This window comes from Desulfosporosinus nitroreducens, from assembly GCF_023897015.1.
Classification (GTDB): Bacteria; Bacillota; Desulfitobacteriia; order Desulfitobacteriales; family Desulfitobacteriaceae; genus Desulfosporosinus; species Desulfosporosinus nitroreducens.
Window position 1 is genome coordinate 79,594 of record NZ_JAMHFY010000002.1, and the last position, 20,711, is coordinate 100,304.

At 40.5% G+C, this 20,711-nt stretch carries 17 protein-coding genes; 2 read left to right on the plus strand and 15 right to left on the minus strand.

Going from position 1 to position 20,711, the window contains the following annotated elements; genetic code table 11:
• Positions 1-78: 78 nt before the first annotated feature.
• From pyk to M8E35_RS02615, 6 genes are all read right to left on the minus strand, one after another.
• Positions 79-1,812: a pyruvate kinase gene (gene pyk / locus M8E35_RS02590; RefSeq protein ID WP_252467181.1), complete on the minus strand. Its 1,734-nt coding sequence runs from the start codon at positions 1,810-1,812 to the stop codon at positions 79-81.
• Between the two features lie 19 nt (positions 1,813-1,831).
• Complete coding sequence (gene gap, locus M8E35_RS02595; RefSeq protein ID WP_252467182.1) at positions 1,832-2,842, minus strand: type I glyceraldehyde-3-phosphate dehydrogenase; 1,011 nt, start codon at positions 2,840-2,842, stop codon at positions 1,832-1,834.
• Between the two features lie 273 nt (positions 2,843-3,115).
• Complete coding sequence (locus M8E35_RS02600) at positions 3,116-4,258, minus strand: PRK06851 family protein (protein WP_252467183.1); 1,143 nt, start codon at positions 4,256-4,258, stop codon at positions 3,116-3,118.
• Between the two features lie 183 nt (positions 4,259-4,441).
• Positions 4,442-6,484: a heterodisulfide reductase-related iron-sulfur binding cluster gene (locus M8E35_RS02605; RefSeq protein WP_252467184.1), complete on the minus strand. Its 2,043-nt coding sequence runs from the start codon at positions 6,482-6,484 to the stop codon at positions 4,442-4,444.
• Positions 6,485-6,547: 63 nt separating this feature from the next.
• Positions 6,548-7,537 carry an electron transfer flavoprotein subunit alpha/FixB family protein gene (locus M8E35_RS02610; protein ID WP_252467185.1) on the minus strand — a complete coding sequence of 330 codons (990 nt, stop codon included), beginning with the start codon at positions 7,535-7,537 and terminating at the stop codon, positions 6,548-6,550.
• A gap of 14 nt (positions 7,538-7,551) precedes the next feature.
• Entirely contained in the window at positions 7,552-8,325 is a 774-nt protein-coding gene (locus tag M8E35_RS02615; protein WP_252467186.1) for an electron transfer flavoprotein subunit beta/FixA family protein, read from the minus strand.
• A gap of 1,164 nt (positions 8,326-9,489) precedes the next feature.
• Between M8E35_RS02615 and M8E35_RS02620 the strand changes: the two genes are divergently transcribed.
• Positions 9,490-10,206 carry a Crp/Fnr family transcriptional regulator gene (locus tag M8E35_RS02620; protein ID WP_252467187.1) on the plus strand — a complete coding sequence of 239 codons (717 nt, stop codon included), beginning with the start codon at positions 9,490-9,492 and terminating at the stop codon, positions 10,204-10,206.
• On the opposite strand, the gene M8E35_RS02625 is transcribed toward M8E35_RS02620, so the two are convergent.
• The 9 genes from M8E35_RS02625 to M8E35_RS02665 all read right to left on the minus strand — a co-directional run bounded on the left by M8E35_RS02625 (position 10,198) and on the right by M8E35_RS02665 (position 18,212).
• The gene (locus M8E35_RS02625; protein WP_252467188.1) at positions 10,198-10,797 is read right to left on the minus strand and encodes a 4Fe-4S dicluster domain-containing protein; all 600 of its coding nucleotides are present in this window, start codon (positions 10,795-10,797) and stop codon (positions 10,198-10,200) included. The two genes, M8E35_RS02620 and M8E35_RS02625, sit on opposite strands and share 9 nt — an antisense overlap.
• 211 nt (positions 10,798-11,008) lie before the next feature.
• Complete coding sequence (gene phoU, locus M8E35_RS02630; protein ID WP_252467189.1) at positions 11,009-11,668, minus strand: phosphate signaling complex protein PhoU; 660 nt, start codon at positions 11,666-11,668, stop codon at positions 11,009-11,011.
• 67 nt (positions 11,669-11,735) lie between these two features.
• The gene (gene pstB / locus M8E35_RS02635; protein ID WP_252467190.1) at positions 11,736-12,488 is read right to left on the minus strand and encodes a phosphate ABC transporter ATP-binding protein PstB; all 753 of its coding nucleotides are present in this window, start codon (positions 12,486-12,488) and stop codon (positions 11,736-11,738) included.
• 32 nt (positions 12,489-12,520) lie between these two features.
• Complete coding sequence (gene pstA / locus M8E35_RS02640; RefSeq protein ID WP_252467191.1) at positions 12,521-13,366, minus strand: phosphate ABC transporter permease PstA; 846 nt, start codon at positions 13,364-13,366, stop codon at positions 12,521-12,523.
• On the minus strand, positions 13,363-14,244 hold the full coding sequence (gene pstC / locus M8E35_RS02645) for a phosphate ABC transporter permease subunit PstC (protein ID WP_252467192.1): 882 nt from the start codon (positions 14,242-14,244) through the stop codon (positions 13,363-13,365). The genes pstA and pstC overlap by 4 nt, the downstream gene beginning before the upstream one ends.
• 224 nt (positions 14,245-14,468) lie before the next feature.
• The gene (locus tag M8E35_RS02650) at positions 14,469-15,338 is read right to left on the minus strand and encodes a phosphate ABC transporter substrate-binding protein (protein ID WP_252467193.1); all 870 of its coding nucleotides are present in this window, start codon (positions 15,336-15,338) and stop codon (positions 14,469-14,471) included.
• A 94-nt stretch (positions 15,339-15,432) separates the two neighbouring features.
• A complete protein-coding gene (locus tag M8E35_RS02655; protein WP_252467194.1) occupies positions 15,433-16,125 on the minus strand; it encodes a response regulator transcription factor in 693 nt (230 codons plus the stop codon).
• 148 nt (positions 16,126-16,273) lie between these two features.
• Positions 16,274-17,425, minus strand: coding sequence for an MGDG synthase family glycosyltransferase (locus M8E35_RS02660; RefSeq protein WP_252467195.1), 1,152 nt, complete (start codon positions 17,423-17,425; stop codon positions 16,274-16,276).
• A 91-nt stretch (positions 17,426-17,516) separates the two neighbouring features.
• Positions 17,517-18,212, minus strand: coding sequence for a zinc dependent phospholipase C family protein (locus M8E35_RS02665; RefSeq protein WP_252467476.1), 696 nt, complete (start codon positions 18,210-18,212; stop codon positions 17,517-17,519).
• A gap of 335 nt (positions 18,213-18,547) precedes the next feature.
• Between M8E35_RS02665 and M8E35_RS02670 the strand changes: the two genes are divergently transcribed.
• Positions 18,548-20,707 (plus strand): GGDEF domain-containing protein, encoded by a 2,160-nt coding sequence (locus M8E35_RS02670; RefSeq protein WP_252467196.1) that lies wholly within the window; start codon positions 18,548-18,550, stop codon positions 20,705-20,707.
• Positions 20,708-20,711: the final 4 nt, after the last annotated feature.

The window sequence follows — 20,711 nt, forward strand, 5'->3', positions numbered from 1 at the left end:
ACGCGAATAGTCCACGGACTATTCGCGTTTATTCTTATTTTATCACTTATTTAACACGAAACAAACCATACAATTTTGTTATAGGATGCTCACTGAACCCTCATACATCATGCCTGTTAAGGCATCGACTGTCAAAGTCTGCCCGTTTTCAACCTTGGAAAAGGCATCTGCAGCACCAACAATCGTCGGAATCCCATACTGTAATCCCGTGATAGCAGCGTGTGAAGTCAAACCGCCCTCTTCAACAACTAATGCTCCCGCACGCGAAATTAAGGGTACAAAACGTGCATCTGTTGACAATGCAATTAAAACTTCCCCATCGTTGAAAACTTCTTTGTCCGGGAATTGAACTTTCCGTGCTAATCCTGAGTAGGATCTGCGTCCAATTCCAATCCCCTTAGACAAGATATTGCCCATTACTTGCACTTTTATCATATTTGTAGAGCCTACCTTGCCAATAGGGACACCGGCGGTAATAACAACGACATCACCAGCGTGAATATAGTTTTGATTTAATGATGTATTGACCGTGACTGACAACATTTCGTCTGTTCCAGAGCTTTCGGGAACTAGAATGGGTTGTACTCCCCATTGCAAGGATAGCTTTCTTGCGGTACTTGCAAATGGGGTTGCAGCAATAATCATGGCAATTGGTCGATACTTTGAAATCATACATGCCGTCAACCCAGAATGAGTAGGAGTCAGAATCGCAGTCGCCTGTAGGTCTTTTGCTATGGTGTAGCTTGCAAAACTGATCGCTTCGGCAACGTTAAGCTGAGTATAACGCGAGGATACATTATTTAGACAGGTCTTTTCAGTACGCTTTGCGAGCTTATCCATCATTTGTACTGCTTCAATCGGATATAGTCCTGCAGCAGTTTCACCCGACAACATAATAGCATCCGTTCCATCCAAAATTGCATTTGCAACATCACTTGCTTCTGCTCTTGTTGGCCTCGGTTGGCGTATCATGGAGTCTAACATTTGAGTGGCGACAATAACAGGTTTGCCAAGTAAATTACACTTACGAATCATTTCCTTCTGTCTAATAGGGACTTCTTCTACTGGAATTTCAACTCCAAGATCTCCACGTGCAACCATGAGCCCATCAGCTACTTCAAGAATGTCATCTAAGTTATTGATTCCTTCCTGGCTCTCGATCTTAGCAATAATATGGACATCTGCCCCCATTTCTTCAACAACCCTGCGGACGTCCAGAATGTTTAGTGCTTTACGGGTAAAAGAAGCCGCAATAAAGTCAATCCCTTGGGAGATGCCAAAACGAATATCTTCAATATCTCTTTCTGTGACTGCAGGTAGATCTATAAGTGCATTTGGTGTATTAACTCCTTTCTGAGATTTAAGAATTCCGCCATTTCTAATAATAGTTCGAATAATTTCCTTGTCCACGGAGGTAACTTCTAAGTCAAGCTGGCCATCATCTATCAGAATATGGCTGCCGGGCTGAATTTTTCGCCATAGCTCAGTATAGGTAATTCCAACCCTCTGCTGATTTCCAAGGCTAAGATCTGTGTCTAAAATAAACTCAGATCCATTAATCAAAGTAATCCCTTCTTCGGGAACCTTTCCGGTACGTACTTCCGGCCCTTTAGTGTCCAGCAGTATTCCCAAATGTTTTCCGAATTTAGCCGCTTCCTTCCGTAGAGTCACAATTCTGCGGCTGTGTTCTTCGTGCGTTCCATGGGAAAAATTCAGTCGAGCAACATCCATCCCAGCTGCTAGAAGTGCTTGAACCTTTTCTTCAGACTCACTTGCCGGACCAATGGTACAGACAATTTTTGTCCTTCTCATACAACAACCTCCTTCTAGCTTACAAACCTTTTGTTACAATAAGCTTCACGAAATCTAAAATCCGATTTGAATAGCCCCATTCATTGTCATACCAAGCTAGAACTTTAGCCATTCGATCTCCCATCATCATGGTTGATAATCCATCAACAATAGAGCTGGCTGGGTTACCATTGAAATCGTGAGAAACTAAAGGTAATTCGGTATATTCGAGGTAGCCTTTCATCTTCCCATTAGCAGCTTGCCGTAAGGCAGCGTTTATTTCATCTCTGCTTGTTGGCTTACTTAAATTAACGACAAAATCAACCAAAGAAACATTCGGAGTTGGCACTCGTACAGCGAGTCCATTTAATTTACCTTCTAATTCAGGTATCACAAGGGTAACAGCTTTAGCTGCACCAGTGGTAGTTGGGATCATCGATTGATAGGCAGCTCTGGATCTGCGCCAGTCTTTGTGCTCTAAGTCTAAAATTCGTTGGTCATTAGTAACTGAATGAGTAGTCGTCATCATCCCTTGTTCAATCCCAAAGGTATCCAAAAGAACTTTAGCTACAGGAGCAAGACAATTGGTTGTACAAGAAGCATTAGAAACCACATGATGTTCTGCAGGATTATACAGATTTTCGTTGACCCCCATTACGATCGTAATATCTTCGTTTTTTGCCGGTGCAGAGATGACGACTTTTTTAGCCCCAGCAGTAAGATGCTGTGCAGCATCATCACGTTTTGTGAATCGTCCCGTTGATTCAATGACAATATCAACTCCAAGTTTACTCCAAGGCAAGTCTAAAGGATTTTTTTCAGCGAAGATGTCAATTCGCTTACCATCGATGAGCATTGTGTGTCCATCTATATCTACTGAATTGGGAAGGACACCATGAACTGAATCATACTTAAATAAATGGGCTAATAAATCCGGACTTCCTAAATCGTTAATGGCAACTACTTCAAATGGCAGAGTTTGATTAAGCGATGCTCGAAGTGTAAGTCTGCCAATACGCCCAAACCCATTTATTGCTACTTTAATACTCATATGTTTAACCTCCTCATAATAATCAAAGATATAATATGTTCATTGTAAAAATAGTTACTCTCCTTTAACTCTATTCTGTGGATACCAATAAATCCCTGCTCCCCATTTGTATTTCTTCACAGAATTTTCCACATCCGCTTTCATTATCAGAGTTTCTATAAGAGTTTCATCAATATTGATAGGTAGTTTACCATCTATACTTCCCTAAAAAGAAAAAAACTTGCAAGCCAAGGGCTGCAAGTTTAAAATTAATAACTTAACTTTACAGATGAGCTATAATCTAGATTTAGGTTGGCTTTTTACAACTGCAATTGCTTCATCTTCAACGTAAGATAGGATTTTTTCAAGTACTGACAGCAGTTTATTCTCAACCCCCGAGAAGTTCATAGCCGGCACATAGTAGGTTTCCAGTAAGTCATGAGTGGCCTTCGCTTTCTCGGAATTTTTAAGGGCTCTTGTTATATGTTGGTTAACTCGAATCTGACAATCCCGTATTTCATTGCCACAGTTCTTAATGAGCTCAGTATTATTAAGGCTTTGCTCGAAATTCAAGGGAATAATTTTGCCCTTAAAATTAGGAGTGTAAGCGTAGGGCTCACAATCAATGACCAAAGCAGTTTTAAGATCCGGAAGAATAATTAGGTCCAGTTGTTCGGGGTCAAGAGTATTATGGTAATATTCGATACTCAATCCATAGATTGCGGCTCGCTCCGCGATTCTGGAGAGGAAGGTTGACTTACCTGTTCCGGGTTGCCCTTTTAATATGTAGAGCGTCTCAGTTTTATTTAGCAATGTATCTATGAACTGGGTTTTTCCTTGTGGAGTATGACCCCAGGCAAATAGATGTCGCTCTGTACCATGGTTACTTGACGTAGCTTTAATAATTTCATTTTGCATCTTTAAGGTCAGTTGATTGATCTGACTCCAATCCTGGTATGTTGATGTATAGTACTTCCATTCAGCTAAGGCAATTTTTGCTTCCTTTAAAGCGAAGTACGCTCTTTGAAAATAGCTGTTGACTTTCAAATTGCAATCTATGATTTTTCCTCTTGATTTCTTAATCATATCTTCGTTCCAGTATTCTCCGAGATTAATTATTTCATCTACAGCACCTGGATTTTTCGGATCCACAATATGGGGCGCTGTTCCGTCCAATAAGCCAATCTTAAGTTCAGGAATGACTATCCCATCAATAGATCCGTTGTCTGACGAACAACAATGGTACTCAATATCATACCCCCGATCTAACATGGATTGACCAATCTTTTTCATAAATGATGATTTACCTACGCCAGGTCCCCCTTTGAGAACAAAGATATGGTTAGCGTTTTGTTCAATCATATAATGGTAGAATGAATAGAAACCTTGTGATGTTACTGCTCCAGGAAATACCTTCTTAATATGTGCATTCGACATATAGTATACTCCTCCTTTATTGCATCTGCATAACATTTCTATTCAGATAGGCAAGTTCATGTTCCGGATTTTAAAAATATCTAATCTCTTGAAAAGATCTGAATACAAAAAGACCGACTAATTAGTCGGTCTTTTATATTGGACAATCTTACACTTTTAAAATAAACACTCTTAATGAGTAAATTATAATGCTTTTTCTAAAATTTCAGCTACATCTAATGCCTTTAATTCTTCCCCAACTTCACGAGCAGCTATGCCGTCAGCGAACATGGTGAGACAGAATGGGCACGCAGTTCCGACATAGTCTGGTTTTACAGCAATGGCCTCGTCGGTGCGCATTTCATTGATCCGTTGTCCTTCATGCTCTTCCAGCCACATACGGCCTCCACCAGCACCGCAACAGAAACTCTTCTCGCCAGTGTGCGCCATTTCCTTGATATTCAGACCAACTGCTTTAAGCAATTCACGAGGTTGTTCGTAAATCTCATTGTAACGGCCCAGATAACAAGAATCGTGATAGGTGACGGTCTTTTTGTCCGCGTTAGACAGCTTGAGTTTTCCGGACTTAACTAGATCTAATAGGAATACGGTATGGTGAATAACTTCAAAGTTACCGCCTAATTGTGGATATTCGTTCTTTAAGAAGTTATAGCAGTGAGGGCATTGAGTAATGATTTTTTTAACTCCGTAATTGTTCATAACTTCAATGTTCTCAGTGGCTAAAGAATAGAATAAATACTCGTTTCCTAATTTACGAGCTGAGTCACCACAGCATTTCTCTTCATTTCCCAGTATGGCAAAATGAACACCTGCAGTTTGGAGCAACTTAACAAGAGCAGCGGAAACTTTTTGATTGCGTGCATCAAATGCTCCTGAACATCCGGGCCAATATAAATACTCTGCCGTAGGATCTTCTTCGAAGGTTTTAACCCCAAGACCTGTAATAAAATCAGCACGTGTTGTCCAGCCAATACCCCATGGGTTTCCGTTATTCTCCATGTTTTTGAAAGCTAATTGTGCTTCAGCAGGGAATCTTGTCTCCATAAGGACGAGATTACGACGCATATCAATCGTTTTATCAACATGTTCTACGAACACAGGACATTGTTGCTCGCAAGAACGACATGTGGTACAAGCCCAAAGGTCATCTTCAGGTATCACTTCACCAATGAGTGCCCGACCAGTCCATTCTTCCGTCTCTTCAGACTCGCTTGCTGCGGCAGCTTCTTGGCCGGCAGCTTGAGCTAAGACTTTATTTTGAGCTTGAACAGCAGCACCCGTTTCTTCCATAAGAACTCGCATATCTTGGATAATGCGTTTCGGGTTAAGGTGTTTACCGCTCAAGTGTGCGGGACAGTTATCTTGGCAACGTCCGCAACGTACACAAACATCTGTATTAAACAATGCCTTCCAGGAAAACTCACGTAATTGGCTTTTGCCAAAGGTTTCCAGGCTCTCATCTTCAAAGTCAATTGGCTCAGGAATACCAATCGGGCCACGGTTGCGGAAGAACTGATTGAGTGGACCCAACAGTACATGGAAAAGCTTAGAGTATGGGAAATAAGCAATGAATGCCATCGCTAAGGCGAGATGTAACCACCAGAGGAAAACGTGTAAAGATAAAAGTTGAGCTTCATTAAGCATAGCTTTTAGCGGGATAGACATCCATTGTCCGACAAAAGCATACCCAGCCCAAGGATCCGGTACTACAGCGATGCGTGCCCCTTGGATGACAAAGCCTGTTAATAAAATGGTAAATAATAAGACAAGTGTTATTGCATCGTCAGGTTTATTATCTAAACGATCCGGCCTTTGGATATACCGACGGTATGCTGCAACAACGATTCCTATTAGAGCTGCAAGTCCAAACAAGTTTGCTGTTACTTTAATGAAAAGGTAAAGCCAACCGTGGAAAATGTTTATGGCGAAATCTGCTTGAAGAGTGATAATGGCAGTTGCAAAAGCTAAGAACAAAAATCCATAGAAAATTCCAGCATGCATCATACCCGGATAACCATCTTTAAGAATTCGTTTGTGGGCAAAGGTGTAAACTATTACGTCTTTGATTCCTGGCCAAACGTCTTTCCATCGATTATCAGGTTGTCCTAATTTCCAAAGCTTAACTCGTTTATACACTCCATAAACGAAGATAGCAAGTGCAATGATAAAGAATAAATAAAGCCAATTATGTCCTTCAACGTTCCAATACACTTGACGTGTTGCCATTCTTTCCTCTCCTTACCCTATTTAAGGAAGCGCCTTGAGAGGCGCTTCGCTAAATGTTTTTCCTTATTCATTAACCAATTTCTTAAACTCTTCAGTTAGTAAGGGAACGACTTCAAATAGGTCGCCAACAATACCGTAATCCGCAACATTAAAGATGTTAGCTTCAGGGTCTTTGTTAATGGCTACAATGAATTTTGAAGATCCCATACCAGCCAAGTGCTGGATTGCTCCAGAAATTCCGCAAGCGATATAAAGAGTCGGGGCAACAGTTTTACCTGTTTGTCCAACTTGGAATTTGTGTTCTTTCCAACCAGAGTCTACTGCAGCGCGTGAAGCTCCGACAGCTGCACCGACTACATCAGCCAAATCTTCTAGAATGTTATAATTCTCAGGACCCTTCATGCCGCGTCCACCAGAAACAATGATGTTTGCCTCAGTAAGCTCTGGACGCTTAGAAGCAGCAATTGCTACTTCCTTAAGAATAGCCACTAAGTCAGCAGCATCGATCTCTGCTGCTTCTTTAACTACCTCAGCTTGACGAGCAGCATCTGGAGCTGCTACTGGGAAGGTATTAGGACGAATCGTAGCCATAATCGGACGAACATTTGAGGTGAGATGAGCAAATGCTTTACCGGCATAAATTGGGCGTTTGAAGGTTAAGAAGCTATTAGAATCTGCTTCCATACCTGTGCAGTCTGAAGCCAAGCCGACTCCAAGACGTTGTGCTAACCGCGGAGCCAAATCTTTACCGACAGCGGTATTTCCAATTAAAACAGCCTGAGGCTCTTCTTTTCGGATGAGCTTATTGAGTACGGACGTATAAGCTCCTGTGGTATATTCAGCCAACTTTGCATCATCAATCAGTATTACTTTGTCTGCTCCGCTAGCGGTAACAGTTGCAGCAAGTTCGTCAATACCTTGTCCGAGCACAACTGCTACTACTGGCTCCCCTGTTGCATCAGCAATTTTACGAGCTTGGCTGAGAAGTTCTAATGAAACTTTACGAATTTGCAAGTTGCGTTGTTCGACAATAATCATAATCCCTTTAGCCATGTTAATTCCTCCCTTTACAGAACCTTAGCTTCTTCACGCAAGAGTTTTGCTAATTCATTTGCAGCTTGTGCCGCATCACCGGCAAGTTTTCGTCCACCTTGGCGAGGAGTAGGTAAACTGTATTCATTAATAATCATCTTTGGTGACAAATCTCCAGCGCTTAATCCAAGATCAGCAAGGGTTAACGTTTGTAATGGTTTCTTTTTAGCCTTCATAATGCCTGCAACAGATGGATAGCGAGGTTCATTCAACCCTTTTTGCGCAGTTATTACGGCTGGGAAACTAACTTCAATCGTCTCAGTCCCGCCATCAATTTCACGAGTTGCAGTTGCTTGTGTTCCAGCAACTTCGAGCTTAAGAACGCTACTGACCGAAGGAATACTTAATGCCTCTGCTAAACGAACTGCAATTTGGCTTGCACCATCATCAATAGCAATACGTCCAACTAAAATGACATCATATGGAACTTGGGCAATCGCTTTAGCCAAGATCTGAGCTCGACCATACTCATCAGTATTGTCTACTTCAGGATCGTTAACCAATATACCTTTATCTATTCCCATCGCCAATGCAGTGCGGATGGCTTCTTGTGCACGAGGACCTCCCATACTTACGACGGTCACTTCGCCACCAAACTTTTCCTTAAGCTTAATTCCTTCTTCAATGGCAAACTCATCGTAAGGGTTGATAATTAAATTAACCCCATTGGCATCGATTTTACCGTTACCATCTAATACGATTTTAGCCTCAGTATCAAATGTTTGTTTGATGAAAACGACAATATTCACACTGTTTCCCCCTTACTGCAACAAAATTAATACTTTCAGAATATGACTCTTGATAACAATGCATTAAAACTCACTGATACCTGTGACAGACGAGGTGACGAGCCTCACTCAAGATAACTTCGTCTCTGACTGGTAAAGTCCTCCTCCATTAGACAACAACACTGAAATTTTTCATAACACCCCCCATAAATGCGTGAGAAGGAATTTATTTTCCAACACAAGTATTGTAGACTCTGACTAGACACAGGCTAAGCAGAGTTACCAGCAAAATCCCTGGATATAACTCACGAATATAATTTGTTTCACATATGCAATTAATAGATTAACAACAATACAACCATGACTTGAAGTTTATAGTAACAAAATGCACAATCTATAATACTACCGTCTTCTCACAAAATAAGACTAGCATTGTGTGCTCAATAAGTCAATATGACGATAATTAAGAAATCTTATAGCGAAATTATTCATAAAATGAATTTTTAAATAAACGAACTCTAGTCCTTATTATATATGACATTTTAACAAGTGTTGTCAGGATTGGTGACAACAAATATATTTGTCTATTCTGACTATTCGACCAATACACGCCAAATCCTTCTTTCTCGACAACTATATTTTAAATAGATACATCACCAAATGTTATAGAAGAGGTTAATGGTTTAATCTATAAAGAGGAGTAAGTTTTTATGCTTACTCCTCCTCGTTTAAGGTTAAGTGGTTTTATGGGGCAACGTTTTTTGAATATTACGTTCTTTATGTGTGTCAAACTCCTGATAATGAGGATCTCTAACTGTGACTGATGCTTTTGCACGTGATACTTTTTTATGAGCTCCCATTACAATCCACCCTTTCCACTAATCAAGCGAAACTTGAAACTAGTTTTCCCGTATCAAACAATGCTATTCTAATAGAAATCTGTTAAATAGTGTAAGACAGTTCAAATTCTTTATCAATTCAAAGAAGAGTCCCAATTCTATAGGTGGGTTTTCCTTCTTCAGCTTCGGTGACGAAAGTCTCGATGTTCAGCTTTAGCTGAACGAGTTCACTACAGATTTAAGGAAGCTTTTCAAAAACTCTCTGTTGTCATGCTATAATAGTAAAAGCAAATTCTAAAATAATGATTATACGTAAGGAACTCTCAATTATGGCCGGAGGGATAAAATGATCAATGAACAACAACTGGGAGACTTATTAGCGAATAAACTTTTTTCGGGTAAAATGACACCTGACTTTATTCATTTTTGCCTTACACATGGACGAATTCGTCGTTATGCTTCCAAACAATATCTTTATTTCTCAGGGGATGAAGGAAACACTGTCTATTTCCTCATTTCAGGCAGAATTCGGCTCTACCTAATGGGTGAGTACACTGAGAAAATAATTCGAGTCCTTAATCCTCCAGTTTTTTTTCCGGAGATAATACTTGACGGAAAACCCTATCCCCATGCTGCACTTTGCATAGAGGAGACAGAAGTATTAGCTATAGACCGGCAAACATTTATGCGATTTATGGAAAACAATCCATCCTTACTCTGGATTTTTTACTGTGAACTTGCTCTGGATTTGCGTCGTTCCTACAGACAAATTAGAAATCTGTCCCTGGGAGATGCGCGTTTACGCTTAGGTGCCAAGCTTTTTGCTCTGGCTCATGTGCATGGTCAGCAAGCTAAGAATGGTGTAATAATTACTATTCCTCTTTCTGCAACAGAACTTGCAGGGATGTGCAGCCTTGCTCGAGAATCTGTCAGCCGTATTCTAGCAGAATTGAAAGAAGCCACAATTATTGAGATTAAGAAAAAGAATATAACGGTTTTGGATATGGAAAATTTACGAGTATGGATTCACGAAAGAGCAGCCCGATCTCGATCTCTAGATTAAATCCGTCCTGTTTTCAAGAAAATAAGTTAACCTCTCTTGAGGCAGTCCATTATTGATATAATTTTGGATTGTTTCGAGGACCCAGGCAATTACTTCCTCATCAGTTGAGACTTGTCCGGCGAAGGATGCAAATCGAGGGTGTCGCCCTACTCTCCCGCCAATACGCAAATTCCAACCACTCTCTCCTTTAGTTAATGTCCCTGAAGGGCAAACGCTTTGACAATTCCCGCAGGAAAGGCAACGATCATTATCTATGACGATTCCATTTTGTTCTAAGGTTATAGCACCTTCTAAGCAAGAACGAACACACGCGTTACATTCTGTACAGGGTGCCTCAGTAATTTGAGGAGTTACATATCCAGAAATTCCGAAGTCTTTTATATCAGGTTGAGAACAGCCATTGGGACAACCTGCAATGCAAATTTTGGGAATATGGTGATGAAGTACTTGACCAAATTTCATTTCAAGTGTTTCCTGAATGTTTAACTCGGCTAGGTTCGTTGTCAAAGCTTCGAAAAGAGTATTCCAATTGCGTGCTAATTTCGGACAATTCGGACGACAGTGTTCTAGCTGAAATCCAGCATGCTTCATTTTTATTCCTCCAGAAATAATGTAAGGCTTGCCTTTATCTTTCTAAGGTAGTTTAGCAAATATACAATCATTTTGGTGTGGTTTTAATCACATAGTAATTTTTTGGTAAATATAAGAAAGATATCACTGTGGTAACCCGAAGATTTACCCTAGTGATATCTTTCTTATATTCTAACGTCATATATTAAATCGTTTTCAGTTAGTGTTAACTTTATTCGTTTAAATCCATTCTCTTCCCATTACAAATATAGACGATCTCTTCAGCGATATTTGTACAGTAATCTCCAAGTCGCTCTAAAAAACGACTAGCAAAGAGAAGGTAATTAGCTTGTGTCACCTTGTTAGGGTCTTCCATCATGATGGTCCTTAGTTCCCCAAAAACTCCAGAGTAGATTTTGTCAATTTCATCATCCATTAACGCCATTTCTGCTGCGGCACCACAATCTTCGTCGACGTAGGCCTTTAGTCCAATGTTAATCATCTCTTGCACCAAAGCACTCATGCGAGGAATGTCGACCAAGGGCTTTATCAATTCATCCTGACCTATTCTAATAGTTACCTTTGCGAGATCAACAGACAGATCACCCATTCGTTCAAGGTAAATAGAAATCTTAAACCCAGCCACAAGCTTGCGTAAATCACGGGCAAAGGGTTGCTGTGTAGCTATAAGAAGAATACATTTTTCTTCAATTATTGCTTGCAAATCATTAAGGTCCAAATCCTTTACTACAATTGAGTTTGCTAATTCTAGATTTTGATTAATCAAAGAACTAACCGCAAGGGCTATTTGTTGGTTAACCAAGTTTCCCATCTCTAGAATATTAACGCGCAATTCCTCTAATTCATGATCAAATTTCTGACGAGTCGGCATTTAGTATTCCTCCTCTCTTATTAAGTTTTTTATATTATACAGCTGCTTCTAATTTAAATGGAACCCCTTACCCAAAACGCCCGGAAATATAATCTTCCGTTTTTTTCTTAGCTGGCCGGGTAAAAAGGACACTCGTTACATCTTCTTCAATTAAATCACCACTTAAGAAAAATGCCGTTCGGTCTGAAACACGAGAGGCTTGATGCATATTATGTGTAACAATGATAATTGTATATTTGTCTTTCAACTCAGAAATCAGCTCTTCAATCTTCATGGTAGAGATGGGATCAAGCGCCGATGTCGGTTCATCCATTAACAAAATTTCAGGACCCACAGCCAATAGGCGTGCAATACAAAGCCGTTGTTGCTGACCGCCAGACAGACCCAGTGCAGATTCATGCAAGCGATCTTTAACTTCATTCCATAAGGCTGCATCCTTTAAACTTGTCTCAACTATTTCACTCAATTTTTTCTTGTCAGTTTCTCCATGAATTCGCGGACCATAAGCAACGTTTTCAAAAACTGACTTAGGAAAGGGATTAGGATTTTGAAAGACCATTCCTACCTTTTTTCTTAGTAAGACAACATCTGTACCGGCAGCATAAATATCCTGCCCATCAATCTTTACTTGACCCATAATCTTCACACTGGGGATTAAATCTTGCATCCGATTGAGCGTGCGCAAAAAAGTGGATTTACCACAGCCGGAGGGACCTATTAGAGCTGTCACACTTCTTTCCTTCATTGCTATGCCTATGTTATTTAAGGCCTGCTGATCGCCGTAAAAAAGGTCGAGTTTATTGACCACGATCTTATCCATATCAACTTCTCCTTATATCCATGTATAAAATGCTACACCTTATTTCTTCCTAGCTGGCGGCGTTGCAACCAACGACTGGGAAGTGTCAAGCAAATATTAAAAACTATGACCATAATAATTAGCAGTGCGGCTGTCCCATCAGCAATTTGGTCAGCATTCGTTCCTGGCAATGGATTTGACTTAACGGCAAATAAGTGCACAGCTAATGTCTCACCGGCAGCAAGAGGATTAACATCAAATGGTATTCGAGAGACATTCATACCCGCTGTGAAGATCAATATTGCTGTTTCACCTAACGCCCTGCCGGCGACTAGGGTTATTCCTGTAATAAGTCCAGGCAGAGCAGTCGGCAGAATTACCTTTCGTAAAGTCTGCCACATAGTAGCCCCTAACGCTAGACTGGCTTCTCGGTAACTCCTAGGTACCGCGCGTAAAGATTCTTCAGTGACGCGCACTAAGATAGGTAAATTTAGTAAGGCCAGAGTTGCAGACCCTCCTAAGATGGTGAATCCTAAACCAAACATGTTTACAAACACGATCATGCCGAAAAGGCCAAAGACTATAGATGGAACACTGGCTAAACTCTCTGTACTCAAACGAATCAGGTCTGTAAATTTGTTTTTCGGAGCATATTCAGCCATGTATATTCCGGCACCTAGCCCGACAGGCAGCGAGAGAACTAAGGAAAGAAACAAAATATAGAATGAATTAAACAGCTGACCCCTCACCCCATCTGGGCCATTAAAGAACTCACTCGTCAGATGAGGCAGACCCCGTCCTAAAATGAGAGTTAAAAAAGCAATCAGTATAGCTACAATAGCTAAAGATCCTATCCAGAGCATAATAGTGGCAAAACGATCGGCTTGATGAGCTTTCAACGAGCTGCCCCCTTTCGTGAGGCTGTTCTGACAAGAATAATCATAATAAGGGCAATGATCAGCAGAATAAATGCCATCATAAATAAGCCGTTATTCCACGTTGAACCGAAGGGGGTATTGCCCATTTCCATAACAATATTACTAGTTAACGTTGAGGTAGGACTGCCTAAAGAATCAGGAAATCGTGGAGAATTTCCAATAACCATCTGAACCGCCATCGTTTCTCCGATGGCCCTGGCCATGGCTAAAATAATCGCAGTTAATATTCCCGGGGATGCTGCTGGCACAAGGACTCTGCGTATAGTTTGCCAACGTGTTGCCCCTAGGGCTAACGAAGCTTCTTTATAGGTTCTCGGTAAGGAGCGTAAAGCATCTTCGGAAAGACTTATCACCGTTGGCAGAATCATGATAGCTAATACAATCCCTGCAGCCAACATGCCGTAGCCGGTTGGGGAGTTGGTGAGTTTTCCTGTCAAACCTACGATGACGGTAATACCAACGTATCCATACACTACAGACGGAATCCCAGCAAACAGATCTGTGGCCGGACGCATGAAGGCGCGCACCCAAGGCGGAGCAATTTCAGCTAAAAATACAGCTCCAGCCAGACCCAATGGACCTCCAAGCAGTATTGCAATTAATGTCGTTCCAATCGATCCAGCAATAAATGTCAGTGCTCCAAACTTTCCAGAGTCTGGACTCCATTTGCTGCTTGTGAAGAATTCAATTATGCTGACCTCACGAAATGTCGATAGGCCCTGCATACCTACAAACCAAATAATGCATAAGATGATTAATGACACCAAAACTGCACTGCTAATAAATAAATAACGTGATAAACGGTCATTATAATATACCCAGGACTTACGTTGAGGCAACCTGTTACACCTCCAATTTTCATTTCTAGAAATTTAAACCTCGCTAATATTTGATCATATGTAATCAATTTAATTAGCTTATAATTAGTTTAACTTATGCGTGTAAATTATAAATTAAGAGAATGTAAAGTTCAGGTTAACATTTTTAAGATGAGCATACAGAATTGGGAGCAAGAGATATCTTGCTCCCAATTCATAGCGATGTTATTTCATCGAGTTGTATCTTATTTTTTCATCTTACTAACGGGGATAAATCCAGTCTTCTCAACATTCTTATCTTGGAATTCAGCACTCATAATATAGTCTAAGAAGGCTTTTACAGTTCCAGTAGGCTCTCCTTTTGTGTACATATGTTCATAGGAGTAGATAGGATACTGTCCACTAATTACAGCCTCTGGGCTGTACGCAACTCCATTAAACTTTAGCGCCTTGACAGTGTCTTTCAAATAGGCTGCATCAATATAGCCAATAGCCCCAGCAGTTTGGGCGACACCAGTGAGCAAGTTACCTGTTGAATCTTGAGCGGCGGCAGCGTCAGTCATCTTTTGACCGTCCATTACGATCTTCTCAACGTTCAAGCGGGTTCCAGAAGATGCAGCCCGACCAATAATGGATATTTTGAGGTCTTGACCGCCAACATCTTTCCAGTTGGTTATTTTTCCAGTAAATATATCCGCTGCTTGAGCTTTGGTTAAGTTATCAACTTTGACATCTTTATTAACAATTAGTAAGAAAGGAGCAATGCATACTTGGTGATCAACTAATCCCGCACTTTTTAGTTCTTCAGGGCTGACGACGTCTGAGTTACCGATCTCAATAGAGCCGCTGGCAACATTATTTAGACCTGTCATAGACCCACCACCGCTTAGGTTCACTTGCACGCCGGAATTTTTAGCCATGAACTCATCGGCAGCTAATTTGACAAGGGGTTGTAATGCAGTTGATCCTGCAGCAGATATAGTTTTCTTGTCAATAGATGTAGAGCTTGGAGCAGGTGTTGTAGTTGGAGCCGCAGTTTGACCACATCCTACCAGAGCCAGTAAAGCGATTAAAGTGGTACTTACAAGAGCAATCCTCGATTTAGATTTAAACAATTTAGTTTCCTCCTTAAATTTTCTTAAGTACAGATTGATTATAATGGACGATTGTAAAGTATTAATGAAATCAATGTAAAGTTTGAGTTAAATTTCAGTTCTTAGGTCGATGTGTAAAAGTATAACCGACTCCACGTACGGAATCGAGAACCGGGCCTAAGGGCTTCAATTTATTTCGCAAATGACTAATATGAACATCAAGTGCTCTGGTACCTGTGCTGGAAAGATTGCCCCAGACCTTTTGGATCAAATATTCTCGACTGAATACTTGGTAAGGATTTGTTACGAAGAGAACTAGCAATTCAAATTCCTTTACTGTTAAGTTTAGGGGTTGTTCTGCTAAGAAAACACTGTAGCTTTCTTTGGTTATCTTCAACTCTCCCCATTTCAGCGGACTGTCATTGGTATTACTTATACGATGAACTTCTCTGAGTCTAGCCTTTATTCTCGCGGACAATTCTCTAGGATTAAAAGGCTTAGATAAATAGTCATCGGCGCCTAGCTCAAGTCCGATTATTTTGTCTGTCACATCGTCGCTAGCGCTTAGAATTATTATTGGAATGGTATTGGTATCTTTCTGTGAGCGCAATTTTTTAGTTACATCAAATCCATTAAGCAGTGGTAACGTTAGATCAATAATAATAAGATCGGGTTTATTCTTCCTGGCAAGTTCTAACCCTTGTTCCCCATCCGATGCTTTAATAACCAAAAAACCTTCTTTTTCCAAACTAGTACCCAGGACTTCTTGTATCTGTAGTTCGTCCTCAATGACTAAAATACTTGCCATAATAAAACTCCCCTCAATAAGGCCCCCCCTTTACTTTTGTGAAATACATTTATTAGCATCTTCATTTTAATCGACTAATGTAAAGTCTTAATGAACTGAAGGTAAATTTACTGTTAAATATTAGTATCCTTGTATAAGCCAACTGTCTTCAACAAATTATCAGGTCCTTTTTCGCATCTAATAATAGTTCAAAGATTGCCTCTGCAGTTCTTTCTGCAGACTGGCCTATTAATGATGAAGCAGCTTTTTCTCGCATTTCAACAATTTCCTTAGGATTCGTCAAATAACGTTTTAAAAGACGGAATAGATCTTGTTCAGTATTTGCTACGTTTCCAGCGCCTAAACGAAGAAGAAAATCCGCATTTGCTTCCTCCTGACCTGGAATAGCTTTGTAGATTACAAGCGGCAAGTGTTTGGTTAGAGCCTCGGAAACTGTTAACCCTCCGGCTTTTGTAATGATCAAAGTTGAAATCGACATGAGCTCTTCAATATTATGAACGTACCTTAGCCGCATCATAGGATTAGGGGATTGTTGAACCAGCTCTCCTAATGAATCATAAAGCTTGTCATTTTTCCCGCAAACAATAATCGACTGAACAGGAACGAGAGAATTTGCTAGTCTATGGCAAATTCTTTTTGTACTTTTAAGACTCTCATACGCTCCTCCCATGACTAAAAAAATGGGAACATCAGGATTTAATCCCAGCTCAGTGATAATGTACTCGCGATCCATTTGCAATTCAAATTTTGGGCTGACAGGGATCCCCGTCACAAGAATAGACCTCTCTCTGATTCCCCAGGATACTAAACTTTCCTTTACCTCCTCACAAGCCACCATATAACGATCAACACCCGGATGGACCCAGTGACTGTGAACAGTATAATCGGTAATCACTGTGATTACCGGAACCTGAAGGATTTGTTCCAGCCTCAACTGGGCCAGAATTGAAGACACAGTTGGATAGGTACAAACGATCAGATCTGGAGCAAAGGCCTGAATGCAGCTAACAAAATCCTTTCGTCCTAATTGTTTAAGGAATCGTTGAATCATCGAATTAGGATGAAACTTAGCAGTTTTATCATAAAATTTTCCCCAGAGTTTAGGGGTATGCTTAATCATTTCCATGTAAACGTTTTTAGCCATGGTATTAAACCGCTTACTCAGAAAATCGCCAAAATCCAAGTGCATTATCTTTGCTGAAGGTGCCTTGATCTGTATACCTTCAATCACAGCTTCGGCTGCTCTAAAATGTCCGTTTCCAAATCCTGCAGAAAACACGAGAACCCTTAACTGCCTCAACTCTATTCCTCCCTCTTAATAGCCTTTTTACTGAGATAATTATAAGAAGTCACAAAAAGCTCGACTAAAACTAATTGGCTGGAATGTTATGTTAAGTGTTAATTCTTTGACTAACAAAATCCAAAAAACCTGCAGAAGTTGCAATTGTCAAAGGAATTAAAGTTTCCGACGCTTTTATATAACTCTCTTCTGAGCATCCTTCCTTCATTGATACCAGAGAGTATAAAGGTCCAGAAGCATGGGCATTATGATCAATCCATTGAGCTGGATGTGAAAATGGCAGATACATACCCTTTATAGCAGGAAACTTATCCCAGTTTTCGGTCGCCCATGTTTCAAATTCTTTATGACCGTCGAACAAAATCCCCAACGAATGGTGAGGTACACACATGTCTTGTATTAGGTGTAACGCTGCTCCCAAGAAAAACATGCCTTTATCAAGGTTCTTGGGAAAAAGGCTAAAAGCCATGTTGAAATAGTATTGGCACTCAGCGGTTGCGCCCGGCCAGACGATGATTCCCTGCTTGTCAGGATGGCTGTAAAAATGATTAACGTTTTTCCAACCGCGATCAGCCCAGTATAAGCCTTTGGTGAGCGCAGAGTGATAAGCATTGAATAATGTGGCTGCATCCTCTTTCCCATCCTGCTTCAATACAATATAGGCCTGTTTTAGACAATGAACATGGGTTACACCTGGAGAGTCAAGAAAATATTGCAAGGGACCTGCCGAAGCAAGAAGTATCTTCGTCATCTTACTGAGTGTTTGACCAATAATCCTTTCATACATAATCAAGTCAACACCTCTCCTTTGTTCTTATAGATAATTTTAAGACATAACTGTAAAGAATGTATTATTTCTATGTTAAAAAAACACTCAGTTCTGTTAAGTTTAAGTTATTTTAAATTATTTCTTTGTAGAATTACTCATTATAGATAAATACAAGAAGATTAAGCTCCTGCAAATGAAATAAAGTAACTAATCGTGCCTACAGAGGGTAAATTTAACAATAAATTAATATTCAATTCATCAAAACTTTACATTGAGACATTATTATTTAGTAAGGATCTTCAATAGTAAGACTCGAATTAGAGCCGATGTTTGATCTAAAAAGGAGTTTTCAAATGTTTAAGTCGGTAGATATAAGCCAACGTAAATTATACCGTCTACTAAGGGATGACAAAACAGTCTGGGTTTTATATCTTGACATTGTTAAATTTCAAGAGGTGGAATTTCGGTACGGCTACAAAATTTGCAGACAAATCCTAGAAGAAATTGAGAATGAAATAAGTCATACGATTAAGCAGCAACGTAATCTCTACCTGTTTTCTCATTTTGAAAGCAGGGGCGGGGACGACTTCGTTGTTTATTTCGTACCGGGAAAAAACATACATTGGAACATAACGGAAACCATCGAAAAATGGGTTATTCCTCTGGAAGAAAGGTTTAACCACAGAATAAGGAAACTGGTTAGCGAGAAAATCAGTCTTCGTTCGGGAATTGCCCAGTGTATTAACGAAGCCGGCCGGAGCCCGGATTATTTACTGTATGCGGCTGTGAAAGAGGCTTTCCTTCTAAATAAATCGGAACCTGATCCCAACTTTTTTGCTCGCCGCCAAGAGATTACCTATCTAATCGAAGAACCCGAAAAATACTTGAAGGCCGCTTTTCAACCAATCATTGAAGCCCGAAGCGGAGAAGTGTTTGGTTTTGAAGCATTGGCCCGTATCCCAAGCTCTACTTGTTTTAATAATATTGCTGACCTCTTCCCATTTGCCGAAAAGATTGGGCAGCTCTATCCAATCGAAACACTTTGCCGGCGTCAAGCTATTACTTCCTACCCTTCAATATCCCAAAACAAAGAAAGGCTTTTCCTTAACATTAACCCTCTTGTCCTAATTGACCCCGAGTTTGCCTCTGGTCATACTAGAAAACTGCTGAGTGAAAAAGGTTTAACTCCTTCAGATGTTGTACTGGAAATTACCGAACGAAGTGCTATAGAGGATTTTTCCACATTCCGGGATGCCTTAGATCATTATCGTAAGCAAGGGTACTTAATCGCTTTAGATGACGTTGGGGCTGGCTACTCTTCCCTCCAGTCCGTTGCTGAGTTGCATCCTGATTTTCTGAAAGTTGACCGCTCTTTAATAAAAGGTGTTAATGCTGACCCTATCAAATGGGCCTTACTAGAAACGTTCGTTACCTTTTCTAAGCGTATAGGATGCCTCATCATTGCCGAAGGGGTGGAAACTGCTGAAGAATTGCGCACGGTGGTCCAATTAGGGGTGGATTACATACAGGGATTCTTTATTGCCAGACCCTCCTTTGACCGAAAGTGCATTAATCCAGCAGTTAAAGAAATTTTGGATGTCAAACACCGGCTTAAATCTGCAGAACAAAACTCGATTCTTTCTATGGTAGAACCCTTGCCCCTCTTCAATACTCATACTCTGGTTAATGCTGTGGAAACTTATTTCCGTGATCATCCGCATCAATGGTTAGTGGGCATAACCGAAGACTCCCGTTTAGTCGGTGTAATGCAACGAGACAGACTATTTTCAGCCCTAGGTACTCGTTACGGTGTCACACTTTATTCTGAACGCACTATACCAATTCTGATGGACACAAATCCTCTTATAGTTGAAGACACCACTCCTTTGGAAGTGGTGTCTAGTTTAGCTATGCAACGTTCTTGTTCTCAGCTCTACGATGGCATTATTGTCGCAAATCAACGCAAACCGATCGGTTTGGTCTCAGTGGCAAATTTAATTAAAACCATGGCTGAGAGACAGATCCAAATTGCCCGAGGTGCTAACCCACTTACCGGGTTGCCTGGCAACCTCCTCATTGACCAAGAAATTCGACAGCATTTAGAACGCAGATCGACCTTTGGCCTAATATATGTTGATCTTAACAAATTCAAATATTATAACGACTTATTCGGTTTCCAACAAGGAGATGTAGCTATTAAGATGTTAAGCGCGGTTTTACTGAGTGCATCCTGCAATACTGCTCAGGAAACTTTTGTCGGACACATTGGCGGCGACGATTTTATAATCATCTCCTCATCTTTAGAACTGGAAAAATTAGCAGTTAATATACTCTTCCAATTCGAACAATCATGTAAGCAGTTAACCGGAACAGAAAGCCTTAGCGTTGCTCTGGCAGGCCTCATCATAAACACCGCTGAGCAGAATTGGACACCCTTGCTCGTTTCCGAGCGGGCAGCCCAGATCAAGAAAGAAGTTAAGGCAATTGGAGGCAACTCTTATTTAGTTAGATAGGGGG